Genomic DNA, 15,878 nt, shown 5'->3' with positions numbered 1-15,878 from the left:
GCATTCGTGTTTTTGGCGGCTTTCCTGCCCGGCCTGCTGCCGGTATCCGGAAAAGCCGCTAAGGAAGCAAAGTTCCCTTCCCTCAAAGCGGCTCTGCTATCTTGAGTCTTATTATAAGCACTCCGGTGCAAGTCTGCAATTCACAAATCGTCCATAGTTTCCGAGGGCTTTCCGGCAAAACTTGCTATTTTTCACAAAATCCCCGGTTGCTTTTTGGTTACTTTTTCAAATTGTTCACCTGAGAAAAACAGAACATGAAATCGATTCACAAGTAACAAAAAGATGACACAACTTTCCTGCATTGAAGTTCGTTTTGACTAACATTATCGTTTTCTCTTGCATCCCGGGCCGAATCATGGTAGGATAATATCGGTTAGTTAGCGTATACTATCCAAATGAGAAGAGAGCATCCATTCCTATTATATATGGAGGTACAGAGTATGAACTATCTTGAGATCGTAGACGTTCTGGGCCGTGAGATCCTAGACTCCCGCGGCAACCCCACTGTAGAGGCCGAGATCACGCTGGCCGACGGCACGGTAGCCCGGGGCTGCGCCCCTTCCGGTGCATCCACCGGCGAGTTCGAGGCACTGGAGCTGCGCGACGGCGACAAGGGCCGCTATCTGGGCAAGGGCGTCACCAAGGCCGTGGAGAACATCAACACCGTCATCGCTGATGCCGTCATCGGCATGGATGCCTCCGACATCTATGCCATCGACAAGGCCATGATCGACGCCGACGGCACCAAGGACAAATCCAAGCTGGGTGCCAACGCCATTCTGGCCGTCTCCATCGCCGCCTGCCGCGCTGCGGCCGCTTCGCTGGATATGCCCCTCTACCGCTTCCTCGGCGGCGTGAACGGCAACCGTCTGCCTGTCCCCATGATGAACATTCTGAACGGCGGCGCACACGCCACCAACACCGTGGACACGCAGGAGTTCATGATCATGCCCGTGGGTGCCCCCTCCTTTAAGGAGGGCCTGCGCTGGTGCGCTGAGGTCTTCCACGCTCTGGCCTCCATCCTGAAGGCCAAGGGTCTGGCCACCTCCGTCGGCGACGAGGGCGGCTTCGCCCCCAACCTGTCCAGCGATGAGGAGACCATCGAGACCATTCTGGCCGCCATCGAGAAGGCCGGCTATGTTCCCGGCAAGGACTTCATGCTGGCCATGGACGCTGCTTCCTCCGAGTGGAAAAGCCCCAAGGGCAAGGGCTTCTACAAGCTGCCGAAGGCGGGCACCGAGTTCACCTCCAGCGAGCTGATCGCCCACTGGAAGAAGCTGGTGGAGAAGTACCCCATCATCTCCATCGAGGACGGTCTGGACGAAGAGGACTGGGAGGGCTGGCAGGAGATGACCCGCGAACTGGGCGATAAGGTCCAGCTGGTGGGCGACGACCTGTTCGTCACCAACACCGAGCGTCTGGCCAAGGGCATCTCTCTGGGCGCGGGCAACGCCATCCTCATCAAGCTGAACCAGATCGGCTCTGTGTCCGAGACCCTTGAGGCCATCAAGATGGCCCACAAGGCAGGCTACACCGCCATCAGCTCCCACCGCTCCGGCGAGACCGAGGACACCACCATCGCCGATCTGGCCGTGGCCCTGAACACCTGCCAGATCAAGACCGGCGCACCCAGCCGCACCGAGCGTGTGGCAAAGTACAACCAGCTGCTGCGCATCGAGGAGCAGCTGGGCGACAGCGCCGTTTACCCCGGCATGGCAGCTTTCAATGTGAAGCGCTGACCTGAGATCATCGAAAAGGGCGTCAGCCCGGCGCTGCCGGGCTGACGCCCTTTTTTCTCTTTTCTATGCCGTTTTGTATAAAGTATACAAGAAAAAACTCCAAAAGTCGTCGAATCGACTATTGCCAATTCGCAACTGATATATTAGAATATAAGTGAGAGAGCGAGGCACTCCTGCCGCGCACAAACGCAAAGCAAGATAAACGGAGGACATCCACTATGCCTATGAAAATGGGTTGGCGCTGGTATGGCGAGGGCAACGACCCTGTCACCCTCAGCGACATCAAGCAGATCCCCGGCGTGACCAGCATCGTCTGGGCACTGCACAACAAGATGCCCGGCGAGATCTGGGAAATCGACGAGATCCAGAAGGTCGCAGACCAGATCCACGCCTATGGCTTCGACATGGACGTCGTCGAGTCGGTCAACGTCCACGACGACATCAAGATCGGCCTGCCCACCCGCGACAAGTACATCGAGAACTATAAGCAGTGCATCCGCAACCTGTCCAAGTTCGGCGTCAAGGTCATCTGCTACAACTTCATGCCCATCTTTGACTGGACCCGCACCGACCTGTTCCACCCCGTCGGCGACGGCTCCACTGCACTGTTCTACGAGAAGGACAAGATCAAGGGCGATTACAAGTCCATGGCCGAGTATATCATGTCCTTCACCGAGAAGTACAACATGACCTTCCCCGGCTGGGAGCCGGAGCGGATGGCAAAGCTGGACGAGCTGTTCAAGGCCTACGCCCCCGTCACCAAGGAGAAGCTCTGGGAGAACCTGAAGTACTTCCTTGAAGCCCTGATGCCCACCTGCCGCGAGTGCGACATCAAGATGGCCATCCACATGGACGATCCCCCTTGGGATATCTTCGGCCTGCCCCGCCTGCTGGTGGATGCCCAGAGCATCGACCGCTTCCTGAGCATGGTGGACGATGAGTACAACTGCCTGACCCTCTGCTCCGGCAGCCTGAACGCCAACCCCAATAACAATGTGGCTGAGATCGTCCGCAAGCACTGCGACCGCATCGCATTCGCACACATCCGCAACATCCATCACTTCCCCAACGGCGACTTCTCCGAGGCTGCCCACCGCGACTGCTGCGGCGAGACCGGCATCATCGAGATCCTGCGCGCCTACCATGACTGCGGCTTCGAGGGCTACATCCGCCCCGACCATGGCCGTCAGCTGTGGGAGGAAGGTCCCGGCGTCTGCCGTCCCGGCTACGGCAAGTATGACCGTGCGCTGGGCATCCAGTATATGCTGGGCGTCTGGGACCTGCTGGACCGTCTGGACGAAGAAAAGAAGAAGGGCTGATCGAATATGAAGCTGACTGACATTAAAAACGGCAATCTCTCTGCCGAGTGGGCAGAAAAGGGCTATGAGCTGCCCAAGTTCGACGTCGAGGCCGTCAAAGCCAAGACCCACGCCGAGCCCACTTGGGTGCACTTCGGTGCCGGCAACATCTTCCGTGCTTTCCCGGCTGCCATCCTGAACGACGCACTGAACAGCGGCAAGTATGACCGCGGCGTCATCGTGGCCGAGAGCTTCGACTACGAGATCATCGACAAGGCTTACCAGCCCTACGATAATCTGAGCCTGCTGGTCTGCCTGAAGTCCACCGGCGACATCGAAAAGAAGGTCATCGCCTCCGTCACCGAGAGCCTGAAGGCCGACTACTCCTTCGGTGCTGACTGGGCACGTCTGGTCGAGATCTTTCAGGCTCCCAGCCTGCAGATGATTTCCTTCACCATCACCGAGAAGGGCTACGGCGTCGCTCCTGCTGACCTCGAGCGCGGCCTGACCCCCGTGCTGGCCATGGGCAAGGTCACTGCCCTGCTCTACGAGCGCTTCAAGGCCGGTGCTCTGCCCCTGACCGTCCAGAGCATGGACAACTGCTCTCACAACGGCGATAAGGTCAAGGCTGCGGTCTTTGCCTACGCCTCCAAGTGGGTCGAGCAGGGTCTGGTGCCTGCTGAGTTCCTCGCCTACGTCAAGGACGAGACCAAGATCACCTTCCCGTGGAGCATGATCGACAAGATCACCCCCCGCCCGGATGCCAAGGTCCAGCAGATGCTGGCCGACGACGGCTTCGAGGACAACTACACCATCGTCACCGAGAAGCACACCTTCACCGCTCCCTTCGTCAACGCCGAGGAGACTCAGTACCTCTGCATTGAGGATCACTACACCAATGGCCGTCCTCCGCTGGAGCTGGGCGGTGTCCTCTACTGCGACCGCGAGACCGTCGATAAGATCGAGAAGATGAAGGTCTGCACCTGCCTGAATCCCCTGCACACCGCCATGTCCATCTACGGCTGCATGCTGGGCTACACCCTCATCTCTGCCGAGATGGCCGACGAGGATCTGCGCGCCTTCATCCAGAAGATCGGCTACATCGAAGCCATGCCCGTGGTCGTCGATCCCGGCGTGCTGAACCCCTACGAGTTCATCGGCGCTGTCATCAACCGCCGCCTGCCCAACCCCTTCATGCCCGATGCTCCTCAGCGTATCGCTACCGATACCTCTCAGAAGCTGGCCATCCGCTTCGGCGAGACCATCAAGGCCTACGAGGAGCGCGGTCTGGACAAATCCAACCTCGTCCTCATCCCGCTGGTTCTGGCAGGCTATGCCCGCTACCTGAAGGGCCTCGACGACAACGGCCAGCCCTTCGAGATCTCTGCTGACCCGATGCTGGCTGAGCTGCAGGCCATCGTGGCTCCCCTGAAGGTGGAGGCCGGTGAGCAGGACTTCTCCTGCCTGAAGGCTCTGTACAGCCGTGCCGATGTCTTTGGCGTGGATCTGTATGCCGTCGGTCTGGGCGAGAAGATCGAGTCCATGGCCAAGGAGCTGTTCGCAGGCCCCGGCGCTGTCCGCGCCACCCTGCACAAGTACACTCTGGCCCGCTGAGCGCTGACTGTATCTTGAATTAAGCCATTCCCTCACCCATGCTGCGTTTTGCTTTGCCGCAGCGTGGGTTTTTTATTTTGTCCTTTTCCGGGCAAAACGAAAGACCGCCGGTTTTTGATGCCCGGCGGTCTTTCTTATGATAGGAGGATCAAAAATGATCTTAGACGATCAGTTCAGGACGGTCTGCTCGGTCTCGACGTCGAAGAGATGGACCTTGTGGGGATCGAAGGCAACGCGGACCTTGTCTCCGTTGCGTGCCTTGGAGGTGGGAGCGACGCGGGCGGTCATCTTGTTGCCCTTGTACTCGAGGTACAGGTAGATCTCAGCGCCCATCATCTCAGAGACATCGACCTGAGCATCCAGCTGGCAGTCGGTGTGCTTTGCCATAAACTCCGGCTCGTCGTCGATGTCCTCGGGACGGATGCCCATCTTGACCTTCTTGCCGACGTAGGAATCCAGCTTGCCGTCAGCGGTCTTCTCCTTGGGCAGAGGGATGACGTCGCCGCCCAGATCGATGCCGTACTGATCGCCCTTCTTGATGACAGTACCATCGAGGAAGTTCATCTGGGGGCTGCCGATGAAGCCTGCAACGAACATATTGCAGGGCATATCATACAGGTTCTGCGGGGTATCGACCTGCTGGATGATGCCGTCCTTCATGACGACGATGCGGTCGCCCATGGTCATAGCCTCGGTCTGGTCGTGGGTGACGTAAATGAAGGTGGTAGCCAGCTTCTTGTGCAGCTTGATGATCTCGGTACGCATGGAGGTACGCAGCTTTGCATCCAGGTTGGACAGAGGCTCGTCCAGCAGGAAGACAGCCGGGTTACGAACCATTGCGCGGCCCAGAGCGACACGCTGGCGCTGGCCGCCGGACAGAGCCTTGGGCTTGCGGTCCAGCAGGTGCTCGATCTCAAGGATCTTGGCAGCCTCATGGACGCGGCGGTCGATCTCGTCCTTCGGGGTCTTGCGCAGCTCCAGACCGAAAGCGATGTTCTTATAGACGGTCATGTGGGGGTACAGAGCGTAGCTCTGGAAGACCATGGCGATGTCGCGGTCTTTCGGGGGGACGTCGTTGATGAGGCGGCCGCCGATGTACATCTCGCCCTTGGAGATCTCCTCCAGACCGGCGATCATGCGCAGGGTGGTGGACTTACCGCAGCCAGAGGGGCCGACAAAGATGATGAACTCCTTGTCCTGAATCTCGAGGTTGAAATCGGTGACAGAAGGAGCAGTAGCACCGGGGTAGATCTTGTAGATATGCTGGCAGCTGATCGAAGCCATAACGCATTTTCCTCCATTGATGTTGTTTCACTCAAAGGCTCACGCTTGACGATGAGCCGTTTCATTGCTATTATAATAGCAGATTATTTTGTGATATGAAATAGCATTTTATTGATTCGAGGTGTCAGATATTGATTTACGCCCCCAGCACCACCGCCGCCCTCGGCGTCGTGGAGGATGTCCAGCCGGAAACGCCCCTGACCCTGCGGGGCGAAGGGCTTTGGGTCTGTCTCATTTCCAGCGGAAAATGCGTCGTCTCCCTGTCGGAAACGGGGGCAGCGCCCGGCGGCTCTGCCCTCCTGCTACCGCCCCAGAGCGCGGCAGCGGGCCATCTCGTGCTGAGCCGGGGGCCTCTGACCCTCGCGCCGGAAAACGAGTGCCACCTGCTCTGCGTCCAGCTTACGGGGCAGGCGGCAGAGCAGTTCCTCGGGGGGCTGTCTGAGATGCCCTTCCTCGCCCGGGGCGAGACCTGCCCGGCGGCGGCAGAGCTGATGGGACGCCTCGCCGAGGAGCAGGACGCTTCCGAGCGGGTGCGGAGCCAGCTGGCCTTTGCCCTACTGTGTGAGCTTTCAGACGCCGACAGCGCCGCCCCGGCCCTGCCCCCGCTGGTGGCTGCGGCCATCGAGGACATCCGCAGGAACTACGCCGGGCTTTACGGCGTAGAGGAGCTGAGCGAGCGTCTGGGCGTCTCCAAGAGCCACCTCGTCCGGGCTTTCACGGCGGCGCTGGGCGTCTCGCCGGGGCGGTATCTCACCAGTGTCCGCATCGAGGCCGCCATGCGGCTCCTGCTCCACCGGGAGTACACGCTGGACGTCATCGCCAGCCTCTGCGGCTTTTCGGGGGCGAACTATCTCTGCCGCGTCTTTAAAAAAACGACCGGCCAATCCCCCACACAGTGGCGGGCGATGGCCGGTCGGAGCGCCCTGCCCGAGCTTTCGCCCGAGCAGCAGCGGCTGGAACAGGAATTGTTTATTTAACAGGCTTCCGCTTCAGCAGAAAGAGGGTCAGGCAGGCCGTGATGGCCTCCGAGGCCGGGAATGCAGCCCAGACGCCGTTCATTCCGAAGAGGGCGCTCAGCACCAGCGAGCAGGCCACGATGGCCGCGACGCCCCGGGACAGCGAGGTGGCAGAGGCCTCTGCGGGGCGGTCTACCGCGCCCAGATAGCCTGCGGCCACGATGTTGAAGCCCGCGAAGAAGTAGCCGAGGAAGTAGATGCGCATCCCTCGGAAGGCATACTCTGCCATGAGGGCCGAGTTCTCGCTGTTGAAGACGGCGACGATGGGGCCGGTGAACCCGAAGAGAACAACATACAATGCCGCCGCCAGTGCAAGAGCGGTCCCGCTGCCCAGCAGCAGGAGCTTGTGCGCTCCGGCGGCATCGTTTTTGCCGTAGCACCGGCTCACCAGCGGCTGTGCGCCCTGTGCCACGCCGTTGAAGATGGCCGTCGCCACCAGCGCGTAATTCGCCACGACGCCGTAGGCCGCCACGGCCACATTGCCCGCCAGACGGAGGAGCAGCAGGTTGAAGACGGTGGTGGTCACGCCCGAGGACATCTCCCCCACGAAGCCTGACACGCCCAGCTGGCAGCTCTGGGCCAGAAGCCTCGGCGAGGGCAGCTGCCGCACGAAGCGGATGGTGTTTTCCTTCTTGAGAAAGTGGCGGCTGCAAATGAGGATGCTCAGCACCGGCGACACCGCCGTTGCCAGCGCCGCGCCGGGCAGGCCGAGGCCCATGGGGAACATGAAGATATAGTCGAACACCACATTGAAGAGACTGCCGCACAGCGTCGCTACCATCGCCAGCGAGGGGTCGCCGTCGTTGCGGACGAAGGATGCGACGATGTAGTTGCACATAAAGAAAGGGGTAAACAGCAGGAAGATGCGGGCGTACCCCACACCGAGCGCGATGATCTCACAGTCGCCGCCCATGAGCCGCAGCAGTACCTCGGGGCAGAAGACTCCCGCCAGCATGAAGGGCAGGGCGAACACCAACGCCCAGAGCAGGGCGTTGGTGAAATAGCGCACCGCGCGCTCGTCCCCCTGCGCCCGGAGGATGGCGTAGCGGGTGGCCGCGCCGAGGCCCAGCATCGAGCCGATGGCAAAGATGAAGTTGTAGATGGGCAGGCAGAGGTTGAGCAGGGCGACGCCGTCGGTGCCCGCCGCCTGCGAGATGAAATAGGTGTCCGCCAGAATGTAGCAGGATGTGCCCAGAAGACCGAAAATGTTCTGGCTGACGTATTTGAAATACTGTCTGGTAAGGCTCATGTTCTCCTCGTCAAATATCACATTTTTGTCGTTGCAGCTTTGGATATACTGCCATATTGGGTCAGTCTATCACAATCCGACCAAAGGTGTCAAGCGCTCCATTTGCACAAATGCCCGGATGGGTGTATACTGTAGTTTGTTTTTGAAACTGCACTGAAAGGAGGGCGCATCATGTCGGGCAGCACCTTATATTGTCTCGGCGAGGCGTGGCTCGAGCTGGAAAGCCCTGCCCCGCTCTCGTCGGCGGAGGCGTTCCGGCCCCGGGTGGGCGGCAGTGCCGCCGCGCTGGCGCTGGCCTATGCGGCGCTGGGCGGCAGAGCTGCCCTTCTGGGCCAGCTGGGGGAGGATGCCTTCGGGCACCGCATTGCAGACGCTCTGGCCGACGCCGGCGTGGATGTCCGCCGCCTCTGCTTCACCTCCCGCGCCCCCACGCCTCTCCTCTTCCGGGGCAGCGGCGGGGCGCTGCCCTGCCGCACCCGCTCGGCCGACCTGCTCTACTCTGCCGGGCAGCTGGGAGAGGGCTGGGCCGCAGACGCCGGAGCACTGGCCCTTTCCAGCGCCTGCCTCGTGGACAGCCCCTGCCGCTACACCCACCTCTCTGCACTGGACACGGCCCACGCCTCCGGTGTGCCGGTCTGCTTCGTCCCAGCCCTCCGTCCGGCCCTCTGGCCCAGCGAAAAGACCCTGCGGGACACGGTGCTACAGTTCCTCCCTTTTGCAGACCTGCTGGTCCTCACCGAGGACGAGATGGAGCTTCTGCTGGACACCCGGGCCTATCAGGTGGGGCTGTTCTTCCTGCTGCGGGGGCACGTCCAGCTGGTCCTGCTCCAGACCGCCGAGGGTGTCCACGCCTTCACCCGGGCGGCACACGCCTTCTGGCCCGGCCTTTCGGCCCCGCCCGAGGAGCTGGCTGCGCGGCTGCTGTTCCGGCTCGACGCGCAGGACGCCGCCCTGAAAAAGCTCATGAAATACAGTGCAGCCGCCCTTCAGACCCTGCTGTGACGCAGGAAAGCCCCCGCCTTGTGACAGGCGGGGGCTTTCCTTTTACCATCCGGAGGAGGATGAGCAGATCAGCTTATCAGTGGATGAACACCGGGCCAAGGGGATTGGCGATGGGGCTGACGTAGCCGCCCAGCAGCTTGGGGATCGCAAGGCTGATGTCGGGCACATAGGTCAGGAGCAGCAGGGCGATGAACATGCACAGATAGAACGGCAGGGTAGCCTTGACGACCTTCTCCATGGGGCGCTTTGCCACAGCAGAGCCGATGAACAGGACAGAGCCGACAGGGGGGGTCAGCAGGCCGATGCCGCAGTTCAGGACCATGATGATACCGAACTGGATGGGGTCGATGCCGATGGAGGTGGCAATGGGCAGCAGGATGGGGGTAGCGATCAGGATGATGGGAGCCATATCCATGATGCAGCCCAGCACCAGAATGATGAGGTCGATGAGCAGTGCGATGATGTAGGGGTTGCTGGTGACGCTGGTGATGGCGTTTGCGGCCAGATCAGGCACGTGCAGCATGGTCAGGCAGTTGCCGAACACTGCAGAGGTGGCGATCAGGATCAGGACGATGGACAGGGTGTTGACGCACTCGTCCAGAGCGTACCAGACGCCCTTCCAGTCAAGGCCCTTGTAAACAAAGACGGAGACCAGCAGAGAGTAGATAACGGCGATAGCAGCGGACTCGGTGGCGGTAAAGACGCCGCCGACAACGCCGAAGACGACGATGACGACTGCGGCCAGTGCCCAGATGGAGGTGCCCAGCTGCTTGATGAAGCCTTTGATGGTGAAGGGAGAGCCCTTGGGGTAATTCTCCTTGACGGAGATGATGTAGGAGCCGACCATCAGGACGATGGCCAGCAGAGCGCCGGGCAGGTAGCCGGCGAGGAAGAGGCTGCCCACGGAGATGCCGCCAGCGGTGGTGGCGTAGATGACCATGTTATGGCTCGGGGGGACCAGCAGGCCCTCGCAGGAGGAGGTGATGGTGACAGCGGTGGAGAAGTCGGCGTCATAGCCCTGATCGACCATCATGGGGATCATGATAGAGCCGATGGAAGCGGTATCTGCAGAAGCAGAACCGGAGATGCCGCCGAAGAAGTAGGAAGCAACGATGTTGACCATTGCCATGCCGCCGCGCATCCAGCCGACGCAGGCGTCAGCCAGCGCGATCAGCTTTTCGGAGATGCCGCCGCTGCCCATGAGGACGCCCATGGTGATGAAGAAGGGGACGGCCATCAGGCTGAAGGACGAGATGCCCTTGACCATCAGACGGCAGACATCGGTCAGCGCCTGACCCTGCACCATCAGGCAGAGCACGCTGGACAGGCCAACGGCGTATGCAATGGGGAAACGCAGGAAGATCATGACAAAGAAGCTGACAAGAAGGACAACGATCGCCAGTGTCTGGACTGTCATATTAGTTCTCCTCCTTTACAAAAAAGCTCTTGACATGGTTGTACAGCGCCTCGATCTCGAAGATGATCATGGCGACACCGGCCAGAGGCACCGGGAAGTACATCCAGAAACGGCTCAGCCAAGGCATCGAGACATAGAAGCCGCGGCCGCCCAGCGTGGTGGCGTAGTTCCAGCCCACCACCATCATGATGATGCCGAGGACGCAGACTGCCAGATCCGCGAGGATGTCCAGCACCTTGACGGCGATCTTGGGCAGATAGACGTCAAATGCGGTCATCCGGATGTGTGCGCCGCGGCGGATGGCCAGAGCCGCACTCAGCACGGCCATATAGCTCATGCAGGTCAGGACGACCTCTTCGGTCCATGCGGGATCCGGGATGAATGGGACGTAACGACCGATGACCGACATGGTGGTGATGAGAATATCTGCGATCAGCAGCAGCTTGCAGATAAACAGGACCACTTTGTAGGTGATGTCGTACGCCGGCTTGATCTTATCCAGAGTGGTAAAGATTTTCGGCATAGGATCTCCTCCATACTCTATAAAAAACCCGGCGGGTCTGCGGGCGTATCCCGTAGTCCCCCGCCGGGCTTATGTACTACTTCAGGACAAAGGCGCTGTTATCAGCCCTTCATATCCAGCAGCTTCTGGTACAGCTCAGCCTGATCCGAGGTGTTCTCGCTGATGACCTTAGCGCAAGCCTCCTGCCAAGGAGCCTTATCGGGGACATCGACGACGTTGCAGCCAGAGGACTTCAGCTCGTCGAGGACCTTGTTCTCAGCGCTCTCGGACAGGTCAGCGTTGAAGGCCTGCGTATCAGCACCGGCCTCCATGATGGCAGCCTGCTGGTTCTCGGTCAGCTTAGCCCAAGCGTTGTCGGTGATGACAGCCTGGATAGCGCCCAGAGTGTGGCCGTCGAGGATCAGGTTGTTTGCGACCTCGGGGAAAGCGTTGGACTTGTAGTTTGCGATAGGCTGCTCAGCGCCATCGACAACGCCGGTCTGCAGTGCGCTGTACAGCTCACCGAAGGAGACGACGGTGGGGTTAGCGCCCAGACCCTCGACCATGCCGTTCATGACGGGGTCGTTGGACACGCGCAGCTTCAGGCCCTTGAAGTCAGCGATGCCGGACACGGGCTTGACCGTGAAGAAGTGACGGAAGCCCTCTTCGCCGTAGAAGATACCACGGACGGGCAGGCCCAGCTCCTGAGGCTCGTTCAGGAACTCAGGTGCCAGCTCGCTGTTGGCGAAGTTCCAGAAGTGAGCGCGGTTCTCGAAGGTGAAGGGGATGGACAGCAGCTTGGACTTGTTGCAGCCGTAGCTGGTCAGTGCGAAAGCAGAGATACGGCTCATATCGATGGAGGTGGAGCCGCCGAGGATGGCGTCCAGAACGTCGTTCTCAGAACCCAGAACACCGGAAGCCTGCACATCGATGACGACGGAGCCGCCGGTCAGCTCTTCGACCTTCTCCTTGAAGTGGGTAGCGGTCTGGCCAACGATGGTATCCAGCGGGTTGACCTCGGCGTAGACCAGAGTCACCTTGGGGTCGGAAGCAGCAGCTGCAGCATCGCCAGCGGGGGCGGTGGAAGCAGCAGTGGAAGTAGCGGTAGAGGTTGCGGTGCTCTTGGAGCCACCGCAGGCGGTCAGTGCCAGAGCAGCGGCAGAAACGCCTGCTGCTGCCAGAAAGCTGCGACGAGAGATCTTCTTCATGATAATTGTCCTCCTAAAAAATTTCCTCTTGCACGTCGGCGCACTCTGCACGGGTCGCACGCCGTCCGTTCATTTACTATACACACTTTAGCAAAAATTTTAAGCCAGAGCAAGGGGTTTTGAAAAATGTCCTGTTTTTCAAAAAAATGTGAGAAACACTTTTGTGCATCTTCTACAATCAGCAGTGTGGTTTCTTCAGCATATCGCCCAACCAGATGAATACAATGTGATATTCGTATCCTTTTCTCAGCTTTCCCGGATGCGCTGGAGGAGGCCGCTCTGCTCCCCGAAGCGCGCATACAGCGGCTCCACTGCCGCCCGGAAGCGGGCTTTCTCGGCGGCGGAAAGGGTCGTCACCTCCACGCCCCATGCCCGCATATGGGCCTCGGCGCTGGCCTCCCGCTCGGCCCAGAGGCGGCGTTCGGTCAGGGCGCTCTCCTTCCCGCAGGTGCGGACGATGTCGGGGAAGCTCTCGTCCAGCTTTGCCAGCTTTTCCATCGCGGCCTCGCTGGCCAGCTGCAATTCGGGCACACGGGTGTGCTCATCCTCTAAAAAATACGGTGCGACCTCGTAGTGGCCCATAGCCTCATAGCTGGGCCAGTTGTTCTCTGCGCCGTCGATCTCGGCGTTGTGGAGGGCCGCATACACCCGGCTGTAGACCACCTGCACAGGCTGTGCGCCGAGGTCCTGTATCATCTCGCTCATCAGATCCGACTCCTGCACCCGGAGGGTCAGCCCCACGAGGTCTGCCAGCGTCTCCACCTTTTCGCGGGTGTAGAAGCTGCGGACCCCGGCGTCGAACCACGACAGCCCTACAAGGTCCATCGCGCCGAGGCTGGAGAGGAACCCATCCCCGATCTCACCGTCCAGCACCCGCCACATCTGAGGGGCGTCGGTGTAGAGGAAAGGCAGCTGCAAAACGCTCAGGGTGGGCAGCTGCTCCGCCAGCTGGCTCAGGGAGACGCGGGCAAAGTCAATGCCGCCATACTGCATCTGCTCGATGACGCTCTGCTCGGCCCCCAGCCCGCCTCCGCTGTAGACGACGACCTTGACCCTCCCCTCCGTCCGCTGGGCCACAAGGTCGGCGAAGGCCAGCGCGGCCTGCGTGGTGGGGTAATCCTCGGGCTGGTTCTCGGCGTAGCGCAGGATAAGCTCCGGGCCGGTATATTCCTCGGCTCTGCCGCAGCCCACAGCGCCCAGTGCCGTGCAGGCGGCCAGCGCCAGCACACTGCGGCGGGAGATCCTCCGCCCGTTCAAAGCTCGGCCTCCGGGTCGGACTTCGCTTTCTGCCCCGCCTGACGGCGGTACTGGGTGGGGGTCATGCCGGTGCGCTTCTTGAACGCCCGGGCGAAGTAGCTGGCGTCCTCGTAGCCCACCATCGACGCCACCTCTGCCGAGGAGCGGAAGGGGTCGGTCAGCAGCTCTTTGGCTGCGTTGATGCGCAGCTCGGTGAGGCAGTCGAGGAAGTTCATCTTCTGATACTTCTTGAACTGGGCCGACAGGTACGCCGGGCTGATGTGCAGGATCTCACCCACGCTGTCCAGCGACAGGTCGAACATATAGTTGTCCTCGAGGTAACGGCGGACATGGGCCATGATGAGAGCCGCCTGACTGTTCTCGCCCTCCTCGGGGGACTCTTCAGCCTCCTCTCCGGCCGCAGGCGGTTCCGGCTGGGGCTGAGGCTGGGCCGCGGCCAGCTCCTCCAGCTTCCGCTCGGTCTGGATCTGCCGGATGGCCCGGCGCACCGAGGCCTCCAGCTCATCGGGGTCCACCGGCTTGAGCAGGTAGTCGCAGGCCCCCAGATGCACCGCCTCGTGGGCGTACTGGAACAGGCTGTAGGCCGTCACAAAGATGACCCGGCAGGAGGGCCGCTGGGCCAGCACAGCGCGGGCTGCGTCAAGGCCGCTCATCCCCGGCATCTCGATGTCCATGAGGATGAGGTCTGCGTTCCACAGCACCGCCGTGTCGGCAGCCTTGCGGCCGTTCTCGGCCATCTCCAAGACCACCTCCCGCTCAAAGCGGCGCTGGACGAGTTCTGCAAGCGCCTCCCGTTCCAGTTTTTCATCATCCGCGATCAACAGCCGGATCATCGTCCAATTCCTCCTCCAAAAGTTCTACTAAGGGCAGATACATACTGATGGCCGTGCCCCGGCCGGGGTGAGAGCGGATGACCAGCCGCCCTCGTTTGTCCAGAAGCCGCAGGCGCGCGGCCACATTGTAGACGCCGATGTGCTCCCAGCGCTCACCGGGTCGGGCCAGCGCGGCTTTCAGCTGGGCCAGCTGCTGAGGCTGGATGCCCACGCCGTTGTCGCAGACGCTGATATAGAGCAGCCCCTTCTCCCGCAGCGGGTTGATGCGGATGCGCACCACGCCGCCCTCTTCCTTGGGCGAGATGCCGTGCTTGAAGGCGTTCTCCACGATGGGCTGCAAGATAAAGGAGGGCACCATCGTCTCCGTCAAGTCGAGGGAGTCGGAGATGCGCCACACCATCTTCACCCGGTCGCCGAAGCGGACATGATAGATGGAGTAGTATTCGTCCACGATGCGCACCTCCCGGGCCAGCGGCACCTGCTCGTCGTTGCTCATGAGGCTGTAGCGCAGCAGGTGGGACAGCGCTGTGATGAGGGCCTGCGTGCGGTAGGCTTTTTCCTGTCCGGCGGTCTGCAGGATCACGTTCAGGGTGTTGAAGAGGAAGTGGGGGTCGATCTGGCTGCGCAGCTGCTGCAGGCGGCTGCGCTCCATCCGGTTCTGCAGCTCCAGCGCCTCCGTCTTCTGGCGGTGAAGCTCCCGCTCCATCTCGTTCTTCTCCCGCAGGGTAGTCACCTGCTCGGCCATCGAGTGCTTCATGTGATTGAACGCTTCGGTGAGCTGGGCCATCTCGGGCTGATGGGGCACAGGCAGGTCGGGCGAGTCGAACACGCCCCGGGTGACCTCCCGGGAGGCACCGATCAGCTGCTGCACCGGGGTCAGCAGGTGGATGACCGAAAGCGCCATGACGCAGCCCAGCGCGAGGCAGAGGGCCACCACGACGGTCTGCGCCCACTTGACTCGGTCGCTGAGGGCTGACACGGTGGTGTAGGTGCTCTGTGCGTCGGCGATGGCCCTGTTGAGCAGCTGCTGGGTGTATTGACGCAGATAGCCTCCGCAGGGGACGATCTTATTATAGTAGAGCTGGGCAGCCTGCGCGTCCTCGCCGGAGGCCACCGCCTCTTCCAGCTGGCCCACCAGCGCGGTGTAGCTGCCGTAGGTGGTGGAGACGGCGTTGTAGAGCAGATACTGCTCCTCGCTGACGGTGCCAATGTCGCCCTGAATGCGCCAGAGCCACGCGTTGGTGACAGAAAAGGCCCGGTTCAGTTCCTCGGTCAGCGCCTTGGCGTCGCCGTACTCCCAGCGGTAGTTCTCCATTGCCGAAAGGCTCTGCTCCACGCCGTTCTGGAAGCGGCTGATGGCGTTGAAGTTGCCCATCTGGTCGTCCAGCTCCCGCAGCACGGTGCCGGACTGGTAAAAGCTCAAGAATATCTGCCCTGCCAACGCCAGAAAAAACGCCGC

13 protein-coding genes are annotated in these 15,878 nt (G+C 61.0%); 5 read left to right on the top strand and 8 right to left on the bottom strand.

Going from position 1 to position 15,878, the window contains the following annotated elements; genetic code table 11:
• Positions 1–440: 440 nt before the first annotated feature.
• The 3 genes from eno (at position 441) to ACT8X9_RS00335 (ending at position 4,651) form a co-directional block, all read left to right on the top strand.
• Positions 441–1,739, top strand: a complete 1,299-nt coding sequence (gene eno / locus ACT8X9_RS00345; RefSeq protein WP_444267741.1) for a phosphopyruvate hydratase — start codon at positions 441–443, stop codon at positions 1,737–1,739.
• A 218-nt stretch (positions 1,740–1,957) separates the two neighbouring features.
• Positions 1,958–3,058 carry a mannonate dehydratase gene (gene uxuA / locus ACT8X9_RS00340; RefSeq protein ID WP_227621591.1) on the top strand — a complete coding sequence of 367 codons (1,101 nt, stop codon included), beginning with the start codon at positions 1,958–1,960 and terminating at the stop codon, positions 3,056–3,058.
• 6 nt (positions 3,059–3,064) lie between these two features.
• The gene (locus tag ACT8X9_RS00335) at positions 3,065–4,651 is read left to right on the top strand and encodes a mannitol dehydrogenase family protein (protein WP_444267740.1); all 1,587 of its coding nucleotides are present in this window, start codon (positions 3,065–3,067) and stop codon (positions 4,649–4,651) included.
• A gap of 168 nt (positions 4,652–4,819) precedes the next feature.
• On the opposite strand, the gene ACT8X9_RS00330 is transcribed toward ACT8X9_RS00335, so the two are convergent.
• Positions 4,820–5,935 carry an ABC transporter ATP-binding protein gene (locus ACT8X9_RS00330; protein WP_249234158.1) on the bottom strand — a complete coding sequence of 372 codons (1,116 nt, stop codon included), beginning with the start codon at positions 5,933–5,935 and terminating at the stop codon, positions 4,820–4,822.
• A 131-nt stretch (positions 5,936–6,066) separates the two neighbouring features.
• Here ACT8X9_RS00330 and ACT8X9_RS00325 point away from each other — a divergent pair, with 131 nt between their 5' ends.
• A complete protein-coding gene (locus ACT8X9_RS00325) occupies positions 6,067–6,912 on the top strand; it encodes a helix-turn-helix transcriptional regulator (protein WP_444267739.1) in 846 nt (281 codons plus the stop codon).
• Here the strand turns inward: ACT8X9_RS00325 and ACT8X9_RS00320 are convergent.
• Positions 6,905–8,200, bottom strand: a complete 1,296-nt coding sequence (locus ACT8X9_RS00320) for an MATE family efflux transporter (RefSeq protein ID WP_444267738.1) — start codon at positions 8,198–8,200, stop codon at positions 6,905–6,907. The two genes, ACT8X9_RS00325 and ACT8X9_RS00320, sit on opposite strands and share 8 nt — an antisense overlap.
• Positions 8,201–8,371: 171 nt before the next feature.
• On the opposite strand from ACT8X9_RS00320, the gene ACT8X9_RS00315 reads away from it, so the two are divergent.
• A complete protein-coding gene (locus tag ACT8X9_RS00315) occupies positions 8,372–9,202 on the top strand; it encodes a PfkB family carbohydrate kinase (RefSeq protein WP_444267737.1) in 831 nt (276 codons plus the stop codon).
• A gap of 76 nt (positions 9,203–9,278) precedes the next feature.
• Here the strand turns inward: ACT8X9_RS00315 and ACT8X9_RS00310 are convergent, their stop codons facing one another.
• The 6 genes from ACT8X9_RS00310 to ACT8X9_RS00285 all read right to left on the bottom strand — a co-directional run bounded on the left by ACT8X9_RS00310 (position 9,279) and on the right by ACT8X9_RS00285 (position 15,842).
• Positions 9,279–10,619 (bottom strand): TRAP transporter large permease, encoded by a 1,341-nt coding sequence (locus tag ACT8X9_RS00310; protein ID WP_412589107.1) that lies wholly within the window; start codon positions 10,617–10,619, stop codon positions 9,279–9,281.
• 1 nt (position 10,620) lies between these two features.
• Entirely contained in the window at positions 10,621–11,142 is a 522-nt protein-coding gene (locus tag ACT8X9_RS00305) for a TRAP transporter small permease (RefSeq protein WP_412589106.1), read from the bottom strand.
• A gap of 101 nt (positions 11,143–11,243) precedes the next feature.
• Positions 11,244–12,329: a TRAP transporter substrate-binding protein gene (locus tag ACT8X9_RS00300; protein ID WP_444267736.1), complete on the bottom strand. Its 1,086-nt coding sequence runs from the start codon at positions 12,327–12,329 to the stop codon at positions 11,244–11,246.
• A 246-nt stretch (positions 12,330–12,575) separates the two neighbouring features.
• Positions 12,576–13,586, bottom strand: a complete 1,011-nt coding sequence (locus ACT8X9_RS00295) for a TRAP transporter substrate-binding protein (protein ID WP_444267735.1) — start codon at positions 13,584–13,586, stop codon at positions 12,576–12,578.
• Complete coding sequence (locus ACT8X9_RS00290) at positions 13,583–14,419, bottom strand: response regulator transcription factor (RefSeq protein ID WP_249234152.1); 837 nt, start codon at positions 14,417–14,419, stop codon at positions 13,583–13,585. The genes ACT8X9_RS00295 and ACT8X9_RS00290 overlap by 4 nt, the downstream gene beginning before the upstream one ends.
• Entirely contained in the window at positions 14,394–15,842 is a 1,449-nt protein-coding gene (locus tag ACT8X9_RS00285) for a histidine kinase (RefSeq protein WP_444267734.1), read from the bottom strand. The genes ACT8X9_RS00290 and ACT8X9_RS00285 overlap by 26 nt, the downstream gene beginning before the upstream one ends.
• Positions 15,843–15,878: the final 36 nt, after the last annotated feature.

This window comes from Faecalibacterium sp., from assembly GCF_052358865.1.
GTDB classification, from domain to species: Bacteria; Bacillota; Clostridia; order Oscillospirales; family Ruminococcaceae; genus Faecalibacterium; species Faecalibacterium butyricigenerans.
The sequence above is the reverse complement of the archived record's forward strand: the minus strand, read 5'-3'. Positions and strand labels throughout refer to the sequence as shown.